General features: G+C 43.5%; 19 protein-coding genes. All 19 read left to right on the top strand.

Annotated features, from left to right (window positions below):
- Nucleotides 1-2: 2 nt before the first annotated feature.
- The 19 genes from ACPW7N_RS13240 (at nucleotide 3) to ACPW7N_RS13150 (ending at nucleotide 16024) form a co-directional block, all read left to right on the top strand.
- Nucleotides 3-449, top strand: a complete 447-nt coding sequence (locus tag ACPW7N_RS13240) for a phage tail tube protein (protein ID WP_425651571.1) — start codon at nucleotides 3-5, stop codon at nucleotides 447-449.
- An 88-nt stretch (nucleotides 450-537) separates the two neighbouring features.
- Nucleotides 538-969, top strand: coding sequence for a phage tail assembly chaperone (locus tag ACPW7N_RS13235; RefSeq protein WP_425651570.1), 432 nt, complete (start codon nucleotides 538-540; stop codon nucleotides 967-969).
- A gap of 215 nt (nucleotides 970-1184) precedes the next feature.
- Nucleotides 1185-3494 carry a phage tail protein gene (locus ACPW7N_RS13230; RefSeq protein WP_425651569.1) on the top strand — a complete coding sequence of 770 codons (2310 nt, stop codon included), beginning with the start codon at nucleotides 1185-1187 and terminating at the stop codon, nucleotides 3492-3494.
- A complete protein-coding gene (locus tag ACPW7N_RS13225) occupies nucleotides 3484-4134 on the top strand; it encodes a LysM peptidoglycan-binding domain-containing protein (protein WP_425651568.1) in 651 nt (216 codons plus the stop codon). The genes ACPW7N_RS13230 and ACPW7N_RS13225 overlap by 11 nt, the downstream gene beginning before the upstream one ends.
- On the top strand, nucleotides 4131-5111 hold the full coding sequence (locus ACPW7N_RS13220; RefSeq protein ID WP_425651567.1) for an XkdQ/YqbQ family protein: 981 nt from the start codon (nucleotides 4131-4133) through the stop codon (nucleotides 5109-5111). Before ACPW7N_RS13225 ends, ACPW7N_RS13220 begins: the two co-directional genes overlap by 4 nt.
- A 10-nt stretch (nucleotides 5112-5121) precedes the next feature.
- Complete coding sequence (locus tag ACPW7N_RS13215; RefSeq protein WP_425651566.1) at nucleotides 5122-5559, top strand: DUF2577 family protein; 438 nt, start codon at nucleotides 5122-5124, stop codon at nucleotides 5557-5559.
- 13 nt (nucleotides 5560-5572) lie between these two features.
- Nucleotides 5573-5974, top strand: a complete 402-nt coding sequence (locus ACPW7N_RS13210; RefSeq protein ID WP_425651565.1) for a DUF2634 domain-containing protein — start codon at nucleotides 5573-5575, stop codon at nucleotides 5972-5974.
- 1 nt (nucleotide 5975) lies between these two features.
- Nucleotides 5976-6989, top strand: a complete 1014-nt coding sequence (locus tag ACPW7N_RS13205) for a baseplate J/gp47 family protein (protein WP_425651564.1) — start codon at nucleotides 5976-5978, stop codon at nucleotides 6987-6989.
- Nucleotides 6986-7699 carry a hypothetical protein gene (locus tag ACPW7N_RS13200; protein WP_425651563.1) on the top strand — a complete coding sequence of 238 codons (714 nt, stop codon included), beginning with the start codon at nucleotides 6986-6988 and terminating at the stop codon, nucleotides 7697-7699. The genes ACPW7N_RS13205 and ACPW7N_RS13200 overlap by 4 nt, the downstream gene beginning before the upstream one ends.
- Nucleotides 7700-7710: 11 nt before the next feature.
- Entirely contained in the window at nucleotides 7711-8223 is a 513-nt protein-coding gene (locus ACPW7N_RS13195) for a hypothetical protein (protein ID WP_425651562.1), read from the top strand.
- A gap of 12 nt (nucleotides 8224-8235) precedes the next feature.
- Nucleotides 8236-10299, top strand: coding sequence for a DUF4815 domain-containing protein (locus tag ACPW7N_RS13190; protein ID WP_425651561.1), 2064 nt, complete (start codon nucleotides 8236-8238; stop codon nucleotides 10297-10299).
- A 14-nt stretch (nucleotides 10300-10313) separates the two neighbouring features.
- Nucleotides 10314-11429, top strand: a complete 1116-nt coding sequence (locus ACPW7N_RS13185) for a hypothetical protein (RefSeq protein WP_425651560.1) — start codon at nucleotides 10314-10316, stop codon at nucleotides 11427-11429.
- Between the two features lie 22 nt (nucleotides 11430-11451).
- Nucleotides 11452-11874, top strand: coding sequence for a hypothetical protein (locus ACPW7N_RS13180; protein ID WP_425651559.1), 423 nt, complete (start codon nucleotides 11452-11454; stop codon nucleotides 11872-11874).
- Between the two features lie 13 nt (nucleotides 11875-11887).
- Entirely contained in the window at nucleotides 11888-12409 is a 522-nt protein-coding gene (locus ACPW7N_RS13175) for a hypothetical protein (RefSeq protein ID WP_425651558.1), read from the top strand.
- Complete coding sequence (locus ACPW7N_RS13170) at nucleotides 12409-13521, top strand: hypothetical protein (protein ID WP_425651557.1); 1113 nt, start codon at nucleotides 12409-12411, stop codon at nucleotides 13519-13521. Before ACPW7N_RS13175 ends, ACPW7N_RS13170 begins: the two co-directional genes overlap by 1 nt.
- 15 nt (nucleotides 13522-13536) lie before the next feature.
- Nucleotides 13537-14079, top strand: a complete 543-nt coding sequence (locus tag ACPW7N_RS13165) for a hypothetical protein (RefSeq protein WP_425651556.1) — start codon at nucleotides 13537-13539, stop codon at nucleotides 14077-14079.
- Nucleotides 14080-14246: 167 nt separating this feature from the next.
- The gene (locus ACPW7N_RS13160; protein WP_425651555.1) at nucleotides 14247-14705 is read left to right on the top strand and encodes a C40 family peptidase; all 459 of its coding nucleotides are present in this window, start codon (nucleotides 14247-14249) and stop codon (nucleotides 14703-14705) included.
- A 69-nt stretch (nucleotides 14706-14774) separates the two neighbouring features.
- Complete coding sequence (locus tag ACPW7N_RS13155; RefSeq protein WP_425651554.1) at nucleotides 14775-15212, top strand: phage holin family protein; 438 nt, start codon at nucleotides 14775-14777, stop codon at nucleotides 15210-15212.
- 2 nt (nucleotides 15213-15214) lie between these two features.
- Entirely contained in the window at nucleotides 15215-16024 is an 810-nt protein-coding gene (locus ACPW7N_RS13150; protein ID WP_425651553.1) for a peptidoglycan DD-metalloendopeptidase family protein, read from the top strand.
- Nucleotides 16025-16196: the final 172 nt, after the last annotated feature.

Genomic DNA, 16196 nt, shown 5'->3' with positions numbered 1-16196 from the left:
CCATGGGGAAATTTCGCGCAGAGAATACGATTAACGGAAAAGAAGCCCGTTTGTTCTTAAATGGAGAAGAAATTGCTTATGCCAAATCGTTTGAGGCAAATATTGAAAAAAATAAAGCAGATGTGCAAGTCCTTGGAAATCGCTGGATGGGTAAAAAGACAACCGGTCTAAGCGGTTCAGGCACGATTACGCTCTATAAAGTAACCTCCAAATTTACACAGATGATTCTGGAATACGCGAAAACAGGAAAAGACGTATATTTCACCCTTCAAGGCGTACTAGATGATGCAGGGTCCGGCCGTGGTACTGAGCGTGTTACCTTGCTTAATTGCAATATTGATTCTGTGAAAATTGGTCAGTTCGACGTAGAAGCAGAAGCGTTGGAAGAAGAAGTGCCATTTACTTTTGAAGGTGCCGAGTTGCCGGAGGCTTTGAAAGAAACATTCTAATGACTCACCTAAGTGGACCGCATCGTGAACAAGCATGATGCGGCCTTCTTTTCTTACTAATCCATATCAGACCTTGGGAGGTATGACGATGATTCCAAAAACAATGGATGCTTTTATGAAAGGTAAGGCGAAGCAAGTCGTTACCGAAGAAGTGATTGTAACGAATCGCTATACCGATGACAAAGGGAATCCAATCCCATTTGTATTGAAAGCAATTGATACGAAACGTATTGAGGAATTGCAGGATGAATGTACAGTTCCACAATTTAAAAAAGGCAAAAAAGTGGGAGAAAAAGTGGACTGGAAACGTTTTGCCAACCGCCTTGCTGTTGAAACCACAGTCTTCCCCAACTTTAAAGATCCAGAACTGTTGAAAAGTTATAGCCTGGTTGACCCATGTGATCTCGTAAAAGAAATTCTCCATGTGGGCGGCGAATATGCTGAGCTTATCCAAGCGGTTCAACGGGTAAATGGCTTTGACAACGATTTCGAGGACTTGGTTGAAGAAGCAAAAAACTGATAAAAAGTGGTGATTACCATGCCATCATCTCTCATCGGGTATGGCAAAAGCATCATCTGCTTCCGCATGAATTATGGGACATGGATGATTACCACAAGGCTTTTATCTACGCATCTGAGTTAGTTGAGATTGATGCTGAAAAGAAAGCGGATAGAGCTGCGAAACGAAGATAATCGTCACATCATAAGTATCTTTGCAAGAATGGAGGTGATTGTGTGGCGAGAATAACCGCTGTTTTCGATTTAGAGGACAGGATTTCTGGCAAGCTTCAAGCGATATCGAATCGATTACGGTCTTTAAGCGGTATGGATCTGACCCCGCAAGTAAATATCCAAGATAATACGAAGGGTGCCATTTCGGCAATCAAAAGCCGCCTGACAACGAACATGAACGCAACTTCTGAGATAAATGTCCAGGATAATACGAAGGGTGCTATTTCGGCTATCAAAGGCAGACTGTCAACGAACATGGACGCAACTCCCGAGGTAAATGTCCAAGACAATACCAAAGGCATCATCGCATCCATCAGGGACCGCTTGAGCAGTTTGAGCGGAGTTGCATCTTCGATTGGGCTTGGTGGAGGTATAGAGAAGTTTGCGAAATCAACAATTGGAGCTGCCAATGATTTAGAAAAACAAAAAATTTCACTTGAGCATTTCATGGGGAAGGGTAATCCATCCATGGATGCCTCAGGGGTTAAAAAGGCTTCGGAGTCCTATTTGGAAGGATTGCGTCAAAACGCCAATGCGACTCCTTTTTCAACAAAAGAGGTTGTCGCAGGCGGAACAAGAGCCTTACAGGTAGCAAAAGGCGACCCTAAAGAAGCGATGAAGCTACTAAAAATTGCGGAAGACATGGCAGCACTCAATCCTGGTAAAACCCTTGAACAGTCGATGGAAGCCATTGCCGATGCAAGAATGGGCGAGTTTGAACGGATGAAGGAGTTCGGCTTAAAGTTCTCCAAAGATCAATTCGACAAGGTTGGCTGGCAAGGATTCATGAAAGAGGCAAATGGCATGTTTGAAGGTGGTGCCGAAAAGCTATCAAAATCAGCAAGCGGCTTATGGTCAACGATTACAGGTGGCATCGAAACATCCCTTCAAAACGCAGGTGTCGGGGCTTTAGAAAAATTAAAGCCACAGCTTGAGGCCCTCGGTACATGGCTTACGGAGGGTGGAGGATTCAAAATGCTGGAGGAAATAGCTACAGCAACAGTAGATACATTGGTGAATGGCTTCCTGTGGCTGGTCGCTACAGGCAAAAGCATGATACCGACATTCCAAGCGATATGGAGCAGTGCTCAGCCAGTGTTTAATGGATTAGCAACCGGGATCAAGTGGGTCATTGCCAACTTTGATACGCTTAAACCTATTATTTTTGGAATTGTTACTGCTTTTATGGCATTTGGTGCAATTTCCAAAATCCAAACAGCGATTACAACTGTAAAAAGTGTAGTCACGGCTTTTCAAGCAGGTGGAGCAGCTATTGGCTTACTGACAAATCCAATCTTTTGGGTAGTAGCAGCAATTGGATTGCTCGCAGCCGCATGGTACGGCAATTGGTTTGGAATGCGAGAAGTAGTAGCGAATATCATTGCTTGGCTCATGCCTTACATTCAACAGGCAATGACCTTTATTATGACTGTGTTCAATCAAGTGTGGACGTACATTCAGTCTATCATGCCGATGCTGCAAACACTGTTCACTGCGGTCTGGGGAGTAATTTCAGCAGTAGTCATCAACAATCTGACCATTATCTGGACCATTGTGCAAATTGCCTTCCAGACGGTTTGGAACGTGGTTTGCGTGGTGATGACAACGATTTGGAATTACATTTCTCTGGTGTGGGGCATAATTGCAGGCATTTTTAAAGCGGTGCTGCAAGTGTTGACGGGCGATTTTTCAGGAGCTTGGGAAACGATGAAGCAAACAGCTCTTGGTGCGATTGAAAACATTAAACAGCTCTTTTCAGATTTTATTGCTGGTGCTGTGAAAATTGGCGCTGACTTCATGACAGGAATCAAGGATGGATTTTTACAAATCTGGGAGTCCATCAAGCAAACCGCGCAAGATATCTGGGATTCCATCACAGGTATTTTTAAAGATAAACAAACAGTCAAAGTGGGTGTGGAAGCAAGCGGCAGTGGAATTAATGGATCGCATAAAACAGGGTTAGAGAACGTGCCTTTCGACGGATATATTGCTGAGTTGCATAAAGGCGAAATGGTGTTGACGGCAAGCCAGGCACAGCTTTATCGCAGCGGTAGCATGCAATTTGGAACAGGTGAAACGGGCTCAAGCATTGGCGGAAGCGGAACATTAACCCCAGAACAAACAGCGACTATGTTGAAGACGCCAAATCAGGCAACTACAACCCAAAATCAGTCCAGATCAGTCAACGTGAATACATTGGTTGGCGAGGTACACATCCATCAAGAAGCTGATGAAGAACGATTTATTCAAAAGCTCAAACGAATGCTGGAGGAAGAATTACTGACGGAAGGGGATGGTGTGTATGTCGGTTGAGATATGGTTAACCTTTAACAAAAATAGTGAAAAGCTGCAACTGCCAGTTAACCCTTCCCAATTAGGTATGAAAGCTGGATCAGCCAATGAAAGCGTATCGGTACAGCGTTTGGGTGAAGTAACCATTATTCAGGACCCTGTTCTGAAAGCCTTTGATTTCTCGTCACAATTTCCCAAATATCATGCACCCTTTTGTGAATATACAGACATTCCTGACCCGAGAGAAGCAGTTGCCATGATTGAACAATGGAAAGAAAGCGGTTATCCCATCCGTTTCATGGTAATCAATGACGAGGGAATTGAATGGAATTATCTGGTTACCATTGAATCGTTTCAACCAAGAGAGGATGCTGGGGACGTTGGTACCATCTATTACGATATTTCTCTGAAGGAATACAAATTCATAAAGGTTCGCACGACGGAAACAAAGACAGAGAATGGAGAAACCTACGCTCGGGTAAATCAGAAGGGGAAGCGCCCAAATGAAAAAATGAAGCCGAAATCCTACAATGTAAAGTCAGGCGATAATTTGTATCTCATTGGCAAAAGTGTCGGGGTTGACTATCTTAAAATCGCCCAAGCAAACAAAATAAAGCCTCCCTACACGATCTATCCAAACCAGGTGTTGATTATCCCATGATACAAGTCCTAGTCGTTACGAAAAACAAAACCATGGACATTACAGATACAGTAGAGAGTGTTGACTGGTCAGGAGCCAAAACAAAGGCGCCTCGCCAGGTCTCTGTAAATATCATTTATACGGATCGTGGCATGCATGAGACGGTACAGGTAAGTAATGGGAATGGGATCATCCTGCGAAAAGATGATGTGGAATTGTTTAGAGGAATCGTTTTTTCCAGCAACTTCACACGTTCTCATCAATCGATTGTCGCTTATGACACACTTATTTACCTTACCAATAATAAAGACACCTATTTGTTCACCGGAAAAAAAGCCTCTGACATCACCAAGAAAATATGCAGTGATTTTTCGATTCAGACGGGTGATATCAAAAATACAGGACACGTGATCCCTTATTTGTTGTTTGATGGTGACACTCTCTACGATATGGTCATGAAGGCATTGCACATCACCTATCAACATTCCGGGAAGCGATATGCGCTTTTTTCTAAAGAAGGAAAGCTCCATTTAATTCCTCGTACTGAAAATATCAGAAAATGGGTTATTGAGAGTGGTGTGAACCTCGTTGATTATACGTTCTCAAAATCAATTGAGAATACGGTTACCAAGGTGAAGCTGGAAGCGGGAGAGGAAAAGAAAACGATTATCGTGACAGCCGAAAATAAATCCTTACTGGAGCAGTTCGGGGTCCTGCAGCATTACGAAAAGGTAAGTGAAAAAATAAACCGAGCGCAATTGCAGGAGCGAGCGAACCAGATTCTTGCGAAAGAAGGAAAAGAGAAGCAATCCTTTAAGCTAAGCAACATCCTTGGAATACCTGATGTGATCACAGGCACGTCGATCTATGTCATCGTACCTGAATTGGGAATCAAGCGAGCTTACTATGTGGAAGAGGACAGTCACTCTTTCAAAGGGAAAAAGCATACGATGTCGCTTACTTTGTCTGAATCTGATGATATTGCGGCAGTGAAGTAGGGGTGGTCTTATGTCATTAGGAAATCTAATCAAACAACACAGCTTAAAGGGATTTCAGTCCATGAAGGTAGCCAATCTGATGGAAGCGGAAGTGATTGCTGCACCGCCGGAGTTGAAAATTCGGGTGAAGAGCAACGACAAACTGATCATCCCAAAAGAACTGATCGTAGTTGCTGAATATTTGTGCAAACACAAACGCAAGGTTACGATCACGAACAAAGGTAAAACCACGATAGATAGCTCCAGCGTTACTGACTCGATGTCGGTGGAGGGTTATAGACCGCATGTTCACGACATTTCATCATTGAAGCTTGGTGACAGCAATTTTACGCTGACTGATGGTGAAATTGAGTTTCTGGATGAATTGAAGAAAGGCGACAAAGTAATGGTAGCAACATTCGAAGGTGGGCAAAAGTTCTTTATCATGGATCGACTTATCACTTACTAAAGGGGGATAAGATATGGGATTATCACCCAACATTCATTTTCCAACTATATTGGACACCCAGCCACAACCATCTAAAACGTACAAGTTAGATATAGAGACAGGCGAGATTGGTGAAAAATTAGATGGAAGAAAAGCGATTGAACAATTTATCACCAAAGCGATTCACACCATTCGTCATCATTTTTCCATCTATTCAGATGATTATGGCTGCGAAATAAAAAATTTATTTGGCAAAGGTTTTTCTGATCGATTTATTAAAACGGAAATTGTGCGAATGGTGACGGAAGCGATCATTTATGATGATCGGATTGATCGGGTCTATGATTTTGAGATCGTACCTGACAATGACGAAGTGTATATTTCCTTCTCCGTAGATACAGTAGAAGGGATCATTCCATACAAGGGGGTGATGTAGTGTGGCAATAACAGAAGTGGATAGCTTCGAATCCAAGCTTCAACAAATGCTTAACCGAGTACCGAATGAATTGGATAAGCGTGAAGGGTCCATTATTTATGATGCCCTGGCACCGATCGCGATGCAATTGTGGATTGAGGAGAGCAAGTTTCGCGAGATTTTGGAGCAAGCCTTTGCTGTCAAGGCAGAGGGGTATTATCTTGACTTGATTGCACAGGATCATGGTATTTCACGCACGCCAGCCAGTCCCGCTACGGTAATGCTAGAGTTTACAGGGGCTGTAGGAAAAGTAGTTCCCAAAGGGACGACTTGTGGTATTCCTGATTCTGATCTGTCCTTTACGACAGATGAAGCCGTAACGATTGACTCTAACGGGAGAGCAAGAGTTGGAGCGACCTGCAAAATTGCTGGCATAATTGGGAATGTGCCTTTTCATACCATTACACTGATATTTGATCCAATTCCGGATATTTGGACGGTAACAAATCCAGACCCGGCGAAGGGTGGAACGGATGAGGAAAGCGACCAGAGTTTGAGAAATCGGATTTTATATCAAAAACGCAATCCCGAGCATGGGGGAACTGACTCTGATTATGTGCGGTGGGCATTAAGTGTTACGGGTGTCACTTATGCAAAAGCGATCGACAAACCAAGAGGTATCGGATCAGTCGATGTGGTTGTTGGCGGCAATGAAATGCAAATGAATAAAATCGTCGCAGACACACAAAAATTTATCGATCTGAAAAAACCAAGTGGTGTAGATGTAAAAGTACGCAAGGTACAAATGCAGACAGTACCAATCACCATAAAGGTAGTAGGTATTCCTGAAGCTGCCGCTGCAAGTGCTATCCAGGAATATCTGCGTAAAATCGAGGTAGGCGGAACAGTCTATTGGGCCAAAATTCTTGCCGCTGTTATGAATGCAGGTGCGACCGATGCAACTATGATTGAACCACTGCAAAACATTACATTAAGCAATGATAGCGCCATTCATCCGGTGGTGACCATCCTATGACGATCCAGCTCATGAAGTACTTGCCTGACTACTATCAGGAAAGTCGGCAAATGAAAGCAATTATGGAAGCTGTCCAAATCCATATGCCTGATGTAGACGGTGAGATGTGGAAAGCTTTTTTTACTAGCCTGCTAAGCAAAAAGTCGATTGATCTATGGCGTGAGGAATTTGGAGTCGATAGCTACGAGGAATTGATCACAAGACTCAGGTCCTCTGGAACGATGAACCTGGAAACCCTTCTGGCCCAAGGGTTCAAGATTCGGGAAACATATCGAGATATGCCAGAGGATGGAATGGTACTCTCCGAATCCGGTGTCATGGCGGACGGGATGGAATTTATGCCGTTAACAACAGTTATTTTTTCAACTCCCGAAATGTTATTGATTGCCAAAGGTCTAGTTAAATTGATGGGGCTGTCCGGCTTTCAATACTTATTCTCTGTCCTTCTGCAAGAAAAAATCAAGGTTGATCTGGGATCGGTGGCTTCCACTCGGTCCCTTTTTACTGACGTAACGATGCATGATCGATTCGGTGATGAGCTGAGTGGAGAAGACGTGATTCGTGCCAATCATCACTCTCTTTTTTTATCAGAGCATAGGGACGCCGACAGAAAAAGCTGGTGGACGCCAAATGTCTCCTTTTCTGATGATGTTCATTTTAGTGATGAAACGTTTTCTATTCAGCAATGCACAATTAAAAAAATGACGTAGGGGGTGCTGGAATGCCAAGTTATACGAGTGATGTGAAGGGCTTGCGAACGTTTGAAGCGTTTAAGCTCGTAAAAGATGAAAGTGTTTGGGTTGCGGTGGGAAAAACGGCTCAATGGAATGAGACAGAAACGGTACCCCAAGTAACCGAAGGAACAACTTTGCAAGAATTGGTAGCTCTAAAACGTGCTGATCAAGTAGCATTCGTCGTTCCCGATCCAAACGGGACCATTGAGCAGCAAGGACAAAAGTGGAAAATCATTTCTGAACAGGAAGCGAAGTCGATTGATTGTCGTTGGGTCTATATTCAAGTATGGCTCAATTACGATCAATTCCCTGTCGTAACCTATCGACAAACAGGTATATACACAGGATTGGCGTTGAAGCCAGGAGTGCCAGCCAATAAGCAAATCATTACAATCAGCGATGTTGCGGATCTTGGCTTTTTCATTGTTGCCAATAACCGTTCACCGATTCCACGTGAAGCAACTCAAAAAGAGTCGATCGAATTTATCATCGAGTTTTAAGGAGGTTGAATTATGCCAACACATTACAACCGTTTTGATCCCTCGAAGCGTTGGGTATCTGTTCAAGCGGTAGGGGGAAGACGACTACAAACCGCTGAGATCAACGAAATGCAATCCATTGCTTTGCAGCGGGACAAACAAATAGGAGACGTCATTTTTGGATCAGGCCATATTATTGAGGGCGGTCAATTATACGTTAATGGAAACAAAACAAGCTTGAAAATTTCGCCTGCAAGAGTGTATCTGGATGGGATAATTCACGATATTCCCGAAACAACATTGACGATTACAGGTGTCGGTGAAGAGGCAATTGGATTAAAAGTAGAATACGACACAATCACCTACGAAGATGATAAAAGCTTGCTCGACCCTGCTCTCGGATATTCTAATTTTGGTTTGCCTGGCGCAGACAGACTTGTCGCTAATCCAAAATGGATTGCTAATGATGCGACAGCAACAACAATGTACCGTTTGCAGGATGGTCAGCTAATCACTGCCAAACTGCCTCCCGAACTAGAGGGCTTTGTTCCTGTGCTTGCACGCAGAACGCATGACACAAGCGGCAACTTCCTTGTATCTGGGATGGACGGGTTTATTGAACCAAAGGATGAAAATAACGTCACACTGGTTGTAGATGCAGGAAAAGCGTATGTGCAGGGCTATGAAATTATGAAATTGGTTCCTTTGCGCATAAGTATTCCCAAGGCTTTTGATACGCGAGCGGTATTGAATGAAACAAAAACATACGCCAACGGAACAAGTGATTACCTGCTAAATTCTCGACCAGTCAAGGCTATTCAAACCGTTACAGCCACCGTCGAAACAACAGCTACGCTTACGAGAGGAAATGTTGGGGGAACACAAGATTTATTACCCAAAACTCCTGCTGTTGACATCGTTTCCATTACGGCAGGATCAATCACCTATACGAAAGGAACAGACTACCAGCTATCTGGCAATGCTGTTGATTGGTCTTTGGTAGGAACAGAACCGTCTGGAGGAACGACTTATACGGTTGTTTATCGCTACACGAAAACGATGGTGCCAGGCACCGATTTCAAATTAGAAAATGACAAGGTGAAATGGTTATCTGGTGATAAGCCAGTAAATAACACAACGTTCCAAACTACCTATGAATTTTATCTAGCCAGAAAAGATGTGTATTTTCTTACTGCTGATGGCGAAATCAAAGTGATTACGGGACAATCCGATGTTTATCCGCCTACGCCAGCTGCACCTCAGGATGTGTTGGAATTAGGCGAAATCTATTTGCCTCCGAATAGTAATGATGTTCGGGTGATAAATCGTAAGCCTAAACGATTAACCATGCTGGAATTGCGTTCGTTGCTTGATCGACTGGAACGCGCAGAGTACAACCAGGCTGTAAACGATCTCGATAAATCAGCTCAGTATTCTGATCCAACCTTACTGAAAAAAGGGGTGTTCACCGATAACTTTACCAATTTCGAAAGGTCGGATGTAACGCACCCATTGTTTGATGCCATGTTGAATCCAAAAGAAAAGGTGTTGCAGCTCCCGATTGATCAAACGTTTTTTGAGCTGACTTTGGATAAGGTGAATTCGACAGTAAAATTCCATGAAAAATTAGTGACGATGAATTACACAGAAGAAGTGTTGATCGATCAATCGTTCGCAACAGAAACAATGAATGTAAACCCCTACCTAGTATTTGGCAACATAGCAACAATAAGACTAACACCTTCTCATGACTCGTGGGTGGAATCGTCAACTGTTACTCGAACCGTATGGGGCTGGTGGTGGGATTGGTGGACTGGAACACGCACGGAAACACGAGTGATTCTGGATGAAAACATACCTTTCATTCGTCAGCGAGAAGTGATTGTGCAGGGAGAAGGCTTTGAACCGTACAGCGACAATATCAAAGCAACGTTTGATGGTGTAGAGATTGCGCTTACAGCAACGGATGGAGCGCAACGAGGGACGTTAAACGGGACGATGAAAGCAGATGGCAGAGGACGATTTACGTGTAAATTTACCATTCCTGCGAACATCCGTACAGGTACAAGGGAAGTTCGATTCTGGAATGAAGTGTAGAAGGGGTGAAAGAGATGGCTATTCAAAATGAAGCAAGAGCATCGTATGTTGGGATCGGTCGCAGACAAGTCATAGAGCAGACCATTTGGCAAATCCCTTGGTGGCGACGTACCGATCCATTAGCACAAACATTTCTTTTAACAGAGGAAAAATACGTTACGTCTATTGATCTTTTTTTCGCAACAAAAGACCCGATTGCTGATGTAACGGTGCAACTCCGCCAAGTAGCAAACGGATACCCTTCGATGAACGTTCTCACATCGAAGGTGTTGAACTCGTCCCAAGTCAAGATTTCCAACGATGGATCGCAAGCGACAAGGGTTACGTTTCCCGATCCGATTCTGTTACAGCCAAATGTTGAGTATGCGATTGTCATACTTACAAGCTCAAGCCAATATCGATTGTACGTAGCTCGCATGGGAAATAAAGATTTGCAATCGCAGAATGTCGTGGCCAGACAACCTTATGCAGTGGGATTGTTATTCTCGTCTTCAAACGGATCGGCATGGACAGCACACCAAGATATGGATTTGAAATTCAAGCTGTACGGTGCGAAATTCAGCGGCGAATCGATCCTGAAATTTGCGCCAATGAGTGTGACACAAGCTACGCAAATGGTTCTGGCAGTAACGCAATTAGTACCACAGGGTGGGGAAATCTTGTGGCAATATTCAACGGATAATCAGGAATGGTATGCCTTGGCTGATTCAGACGTGACAAAGCTGCTCTCACCTGCCAATACCATCCATGTGAGAGCGAAATTGAAATCGAAGGGATCATCTCCTGTGGTTCAAGCCAATGTTGGCGCGATTGCCATGGCCTATAAAGAAAACGGGACATATGTGAGCCGTGAAATCACGTCCGTGTCGCCATTCACCAAAATTACGGTTTATGTTGATCTCGCAAGTCCGTCAGGCACGAATCAAACGGTTGAATATTCTTTGGATGGCACCACGTGGACAAGCATGGGCTCCTCCGTTGCGCAAATCCCAGTGGATGCTGATTTTACCCAATTGAAGTTTGAGAAAACCGTTGCATCATCAACAAAGTTGCGCGTGAGAATCAAGCAAAGCACAACCGTGCCAACGGTAACACCAATGGCCCGTAATTTAATGGCGCATCTATCTTAATAAAAAGAGAGGTGAAGAGAGAATGGCAGTGACCAATGCCAGAATCTCGGTTGACCTAGCAGCCCCCGATTCATTGAAATCGGGGGCTTTAAAGATTAACGAGAATTTTGATCGAATCAATGTCCATTTTGCGCGAGTGGAAACAGATGTCATCCGCTTCGACAGAACAGAAGTGCAGATTACTCATCAGCTCCAGAGCTATCCTTGTCACGTAAGAGTGATGATGAGAAATGCCTACGGGGCTTTCGGCTTTGGAGAATCTTCGCCAGACAGCAATGTGAAAGTGCAAATCCCTGTAAAGATGGAGTATCTGGATGAGAATCGAGTGATTTTGCACCTGGATGAGGAGATCGTGGGAAGCTATACCGTTACCAAAGGAGCAGATTCTAATACCTTCCAAGTTGCCTTTGCAAATGGTATTGACTTGGATGTGAAATTCATCTAATCGGGAGGAAGCTATGATCGAAAAAACAAGAAATTATTCGCTTCATAAGCCAGACAAAGGGACAAGAAACTGGCATACGTACCTGAATGAAAATGCAGATGTGATGGATGCTGAGTTGATCAGACAAAAAGAAGTGGATGAACACCTGGCAACACGGATTGATATTATCGTTGGAAGTTCAGGAATGAGCAATACAGAGATTGTTGACGCAAGGAAATCTACCTTGTCTGGCAAAATTCATGACACGTTAAACGGGAGATTGGAAGAGGCGGAGGGACGTACGAACGATTATCACGTTACCGCATCCAACCGGGACAGCAACGGCCTTTTCACGGTGATCGAGTACAAACGAAATGATGCTACCAAAACGCTGTACGCCAGAGCAAAAGCGACAGACCCTGATGAAAACGGAAACTACCAGACAATTGCCGTCGAGTATTTTGCCAAGGACGGCGTAACGTTAGTGCGAACAATCACCTTCCAGATTTCCTATGACGAGCAAGGATTTATCACGAAAAAGGAGGTTGTGAGCTAATGCGTATTGATAACATTTTAAAAGACATGGGACTTGGTGAGCGAATCCAGGACGGAACTGTTAGTACCTCGAAAATTGCGAATGCTGCCATCACAAGTGAGAAACTAGCCGATGGGGCAACTACAACAGCAAAAATTGCTGATAATGCAGTAACGACGGGGAAAATTGCAGATGCGAATGTGGTTACAGCAAAAATTGCGGACAACGCAGTAACGACGAGCAAAATCGTTGATGCGAATGTGATTACTGCGAAGATAGCGGATTTGGCGATTACGACGCTGAAGATTGCTGATCAAGGAGTTACGACACCGAAGATTGCAGACAAAGCTGTGACAACGCAGAAATTAGCTGATGGAGCAGTAACGAATGTGAAGATTGCTGATGGAGCGATTGACTATGCGAAGCTTAGTACGGAAGCTCTTGATAATTTTCTCGGTAAGCTAAATGGCTTTGGCGGTGTACCAATAGATTTGACCGGTGACTATGGTTTTACCCCAATCATTCGTTTCTTTGAATGGTGGAGTCATTCTTCGAGTATGCCAGATAATTGGGCTCCACGTTATGCCTTCTCATGGGCTAATGATATGCGTGAACGCAGTGGTGCAGCATGGAGGTTCTTTCGAGGATTAGAATATATGAGCCAAAATCACGGGCGTTGGTACGATAAAGATGTCCAACCAGTTACTTGGAGCGGCTGGTACTATGCGGATAACGTTTCTGTTGTTTGTATGAAGAATGTTACGAATGCGGCGCAGACGTTTGCACCATATGCCTATTACTCATCTGCCTATGGAAACCATAATAGCGCTTCTGCAAGTGTGGCATATCAGATTATTGATCCTAACGCTAAACCGAACTTGGGAGGTTTTACGAATCATTGGGAGCAAACAAGTAGTACTTGCTCTACTGTTAACTTCTCAATCTCTGTTCCAGCCGGTCAGGTAATCATTTTTGTTCTTAAGACGAGTCCACAACCGTATACTGGAACCAACTCCTATCACTATTACAACTACCACGGCTTCTTCAACTTCAACACAACGAACAACATGTCAACCAACTTCAAGCCACACGTCGCCACATATCGCCGCCTCTTGCAAGGCAAGTGGGACTAAAAGGAGGAATAGAGGATGTTTGTTAAATTCAACGACGAAGGAAAGATCTCGGAAATCTACTTTTCAGAGAAACCGAGCAATGCGGAAGGCTTCATTGAGACGGATAAAATCACGGCAGAAAATCAGCATCTAGCTCGTCTTGTAGACGGAAAAGTAGTTTTCATCGAGGAAAGTGACTATAACCGGGAGAATACTCTTGTCATTGCAAAACAAGAGCTTGTGAACAACTTGCTGGACCTGCGAAATCGCATCGACCTGAATCAGTCAGTAGCTGAGCTGACCAAAAAACTGGATCTCGTGATTCAAGTGCTCCACGCGGTCGTCCTCGCGAACAACCTTAAACCAAATTTACCTGAAAATGAACAGAAAAAATACGACGAGACCGTCGCCTTTTTTGCTGATCAGGTTAACATGATGAACGTGTATGATTACCAAAAAACCTTGCAGGATATTCAAAAGATGTACGAGCAGCTTGTTAAAGAGATAAAAGAATACTACGTGCAAAAACAGGGAATCTATCAGAAGCACAACCTGTCAGAGGCCGATCTGGTGATTTAGGAGCGATCTAGTACACTTTTGAATGATAGTAGTATCACTGAAAAAGTCCCCTGATCCAGAAAAAGGTATAGTCCCTCAGGAAAACTGAGGAGACTGTACCTTTTCCCTGTATATTTCCAATGATTAAGAAATAGTTAATCAAAACAGCAGCAAAGGAGAACCTAGCCATGACCCTAAAACGCTTCGACCTCCTTTTCATCAAAGGAAAAACCCCAATCAGCAGAATCATCAAAAAAATCACCAGATCGCCATACTCCCATGTGGCGATTTTTCTCTATGAAAACCACATAGCAGAAACCGATTGGCAAGTACCACTACAGGTACGCCATCTACCATACCGACCAGCACAATACGATGTCTATCGCTATCACAAAGATTTCTCTCCTGAACAAATAGAAAAAATGAACACTTTCTTGCAAGAGCATCTCATGGCTGAATACGACACTTGGCAAAGCATCACAAACGGAATACACCTTCTAACAGGCCTTCCGATCATGAACGCCCCAGACAGACTTAACTGCTCTGAAACAGCAGCGAGAATGCTTTCGACAGCAGGTATAGATGTACCGCCAGGCATCACGCCAGGAGAGTTATCCCAACTTCCTATTCTAAAACGCATTGCGTAGTAACGCCTTATTCATAAACGAATGAGGCGTTTTTATTTTCCCCATAGGGGGTGAGGAGGAACGTACATCATGAGAGAATACGGATTACAAATTTATACGGCAACCTTTGCTACAGCAGTAACATACTTCATGGGAGAAATGACCCCATTATTAGGTGTGTTGATGTGGCTAGTTGCGATTGATTACAGCACGGGTGTTTTTGCAGCCTATATAGAAAAGAATTTATCCAGTCGGGTAAGTTTCATGGGACTGGCTAGGAAGATCCTTATTTTTGTACTGGTAGCCGTAGCCCACAAGCTAGATATTGCATTAAACTCCCCAGGTTTTTTGCGGAATCTTACTATCTATTTTTACATTGCCAATGAGGGACTTTCATTGCTGGAAAATATCGCCAGAGCAGGCGTGCCGATTCCCACACCACTCAAATCGGCACTTGTTCAATTGAAAAAACGCTCTGATGGAAACAGAAACATCGACACAGAAGAGCACAAAGAGGAGGGTAAGTAATAATGATCCCTATGATGAAAGAATATAGAGTCTCCTCACTATTTGGAAGACGCACTAGTCCAATCACTGGCAAGCAGGAATTCCACACTGGAATCGATCTTGTAAAAGCTCCTTTTTCCCCCATCAAAGCATTTGTATCAGGGACTGTTGTTCATGCCAAAGTGGGACAACGAGGAACAGGAGTAGGGGGCTTTGGCGTAATCGTCATCATCAAAGATAAGTTCGATCATCTCCACCTGTATGCCCATCTCACAGATTCCTGCGTATCGTTAGGCGAACAAGTCCAAGCAGGACAAGTCATCGGCAGACAGGGCAGTACAGGACAATCAACAGGTCAGCATCTTCACTATGAAGTAAGGAAATATGGTCAAAACTTTGGTTTTGGCAATCATATCGATCCAGTAAAGTACTTGGATGAGTACGAAATAAGAGAACAGAAGAGTCATTCACAAGTACAAGATCAAGCACAAGCTCAAACTCAAACACAAGAAAAAGAAAGAGCGGCAGATCGACCTGATCTTAACACTTGCAATGTAGAGCTGAACGGTAAACGTTTGAATATCAAAGGTGTGATAGATAATGGAAAATCACTTATCCCTGTCCGCTCCTTCGCAAAAGAAATCAACAAAGAATCATTAGTAGAATTTTGCGCAGCAACCAAAAAAATATTATTAATCAATAAAGCATTGACTAGCACCAAACTAATTGGAGACACAGGTTACGCTTGGATAAAAGAAATTGCCGATGTTTTGGGATATCAAGTGGAATGGGATAACGCTGCGAAAACAGTAAAGCTAAAAGAAAGTCAGTAGAATTGGACACAATACGGATAAGCTTAATATCACCTCAATGATGATAAGAGAAAGAAAACAGAGAACATAGACTCTGAAAAAAACTAGTATTCTAACACCTTAATAATGAGACGGAGAACCCTTTAGTAGCAAGGCTTCTCCGCTTCTCTATCGAATAAAATAATCAATCACT

The organism is Brevibacillus nigriterrae (assembly GCF_049846925.1).
In the GTDB taxonomy this organism is placed as follows: domain Bacteria; phylum Bacillota; class Bacilli; order Brevibacillales; family Brevibacillaceae; genus Brevibacillus_H.
Note: the sequence above shows the minus strand (reverse complement) of the source record. Positions and strands in the feature narration are given on the sequence as shown.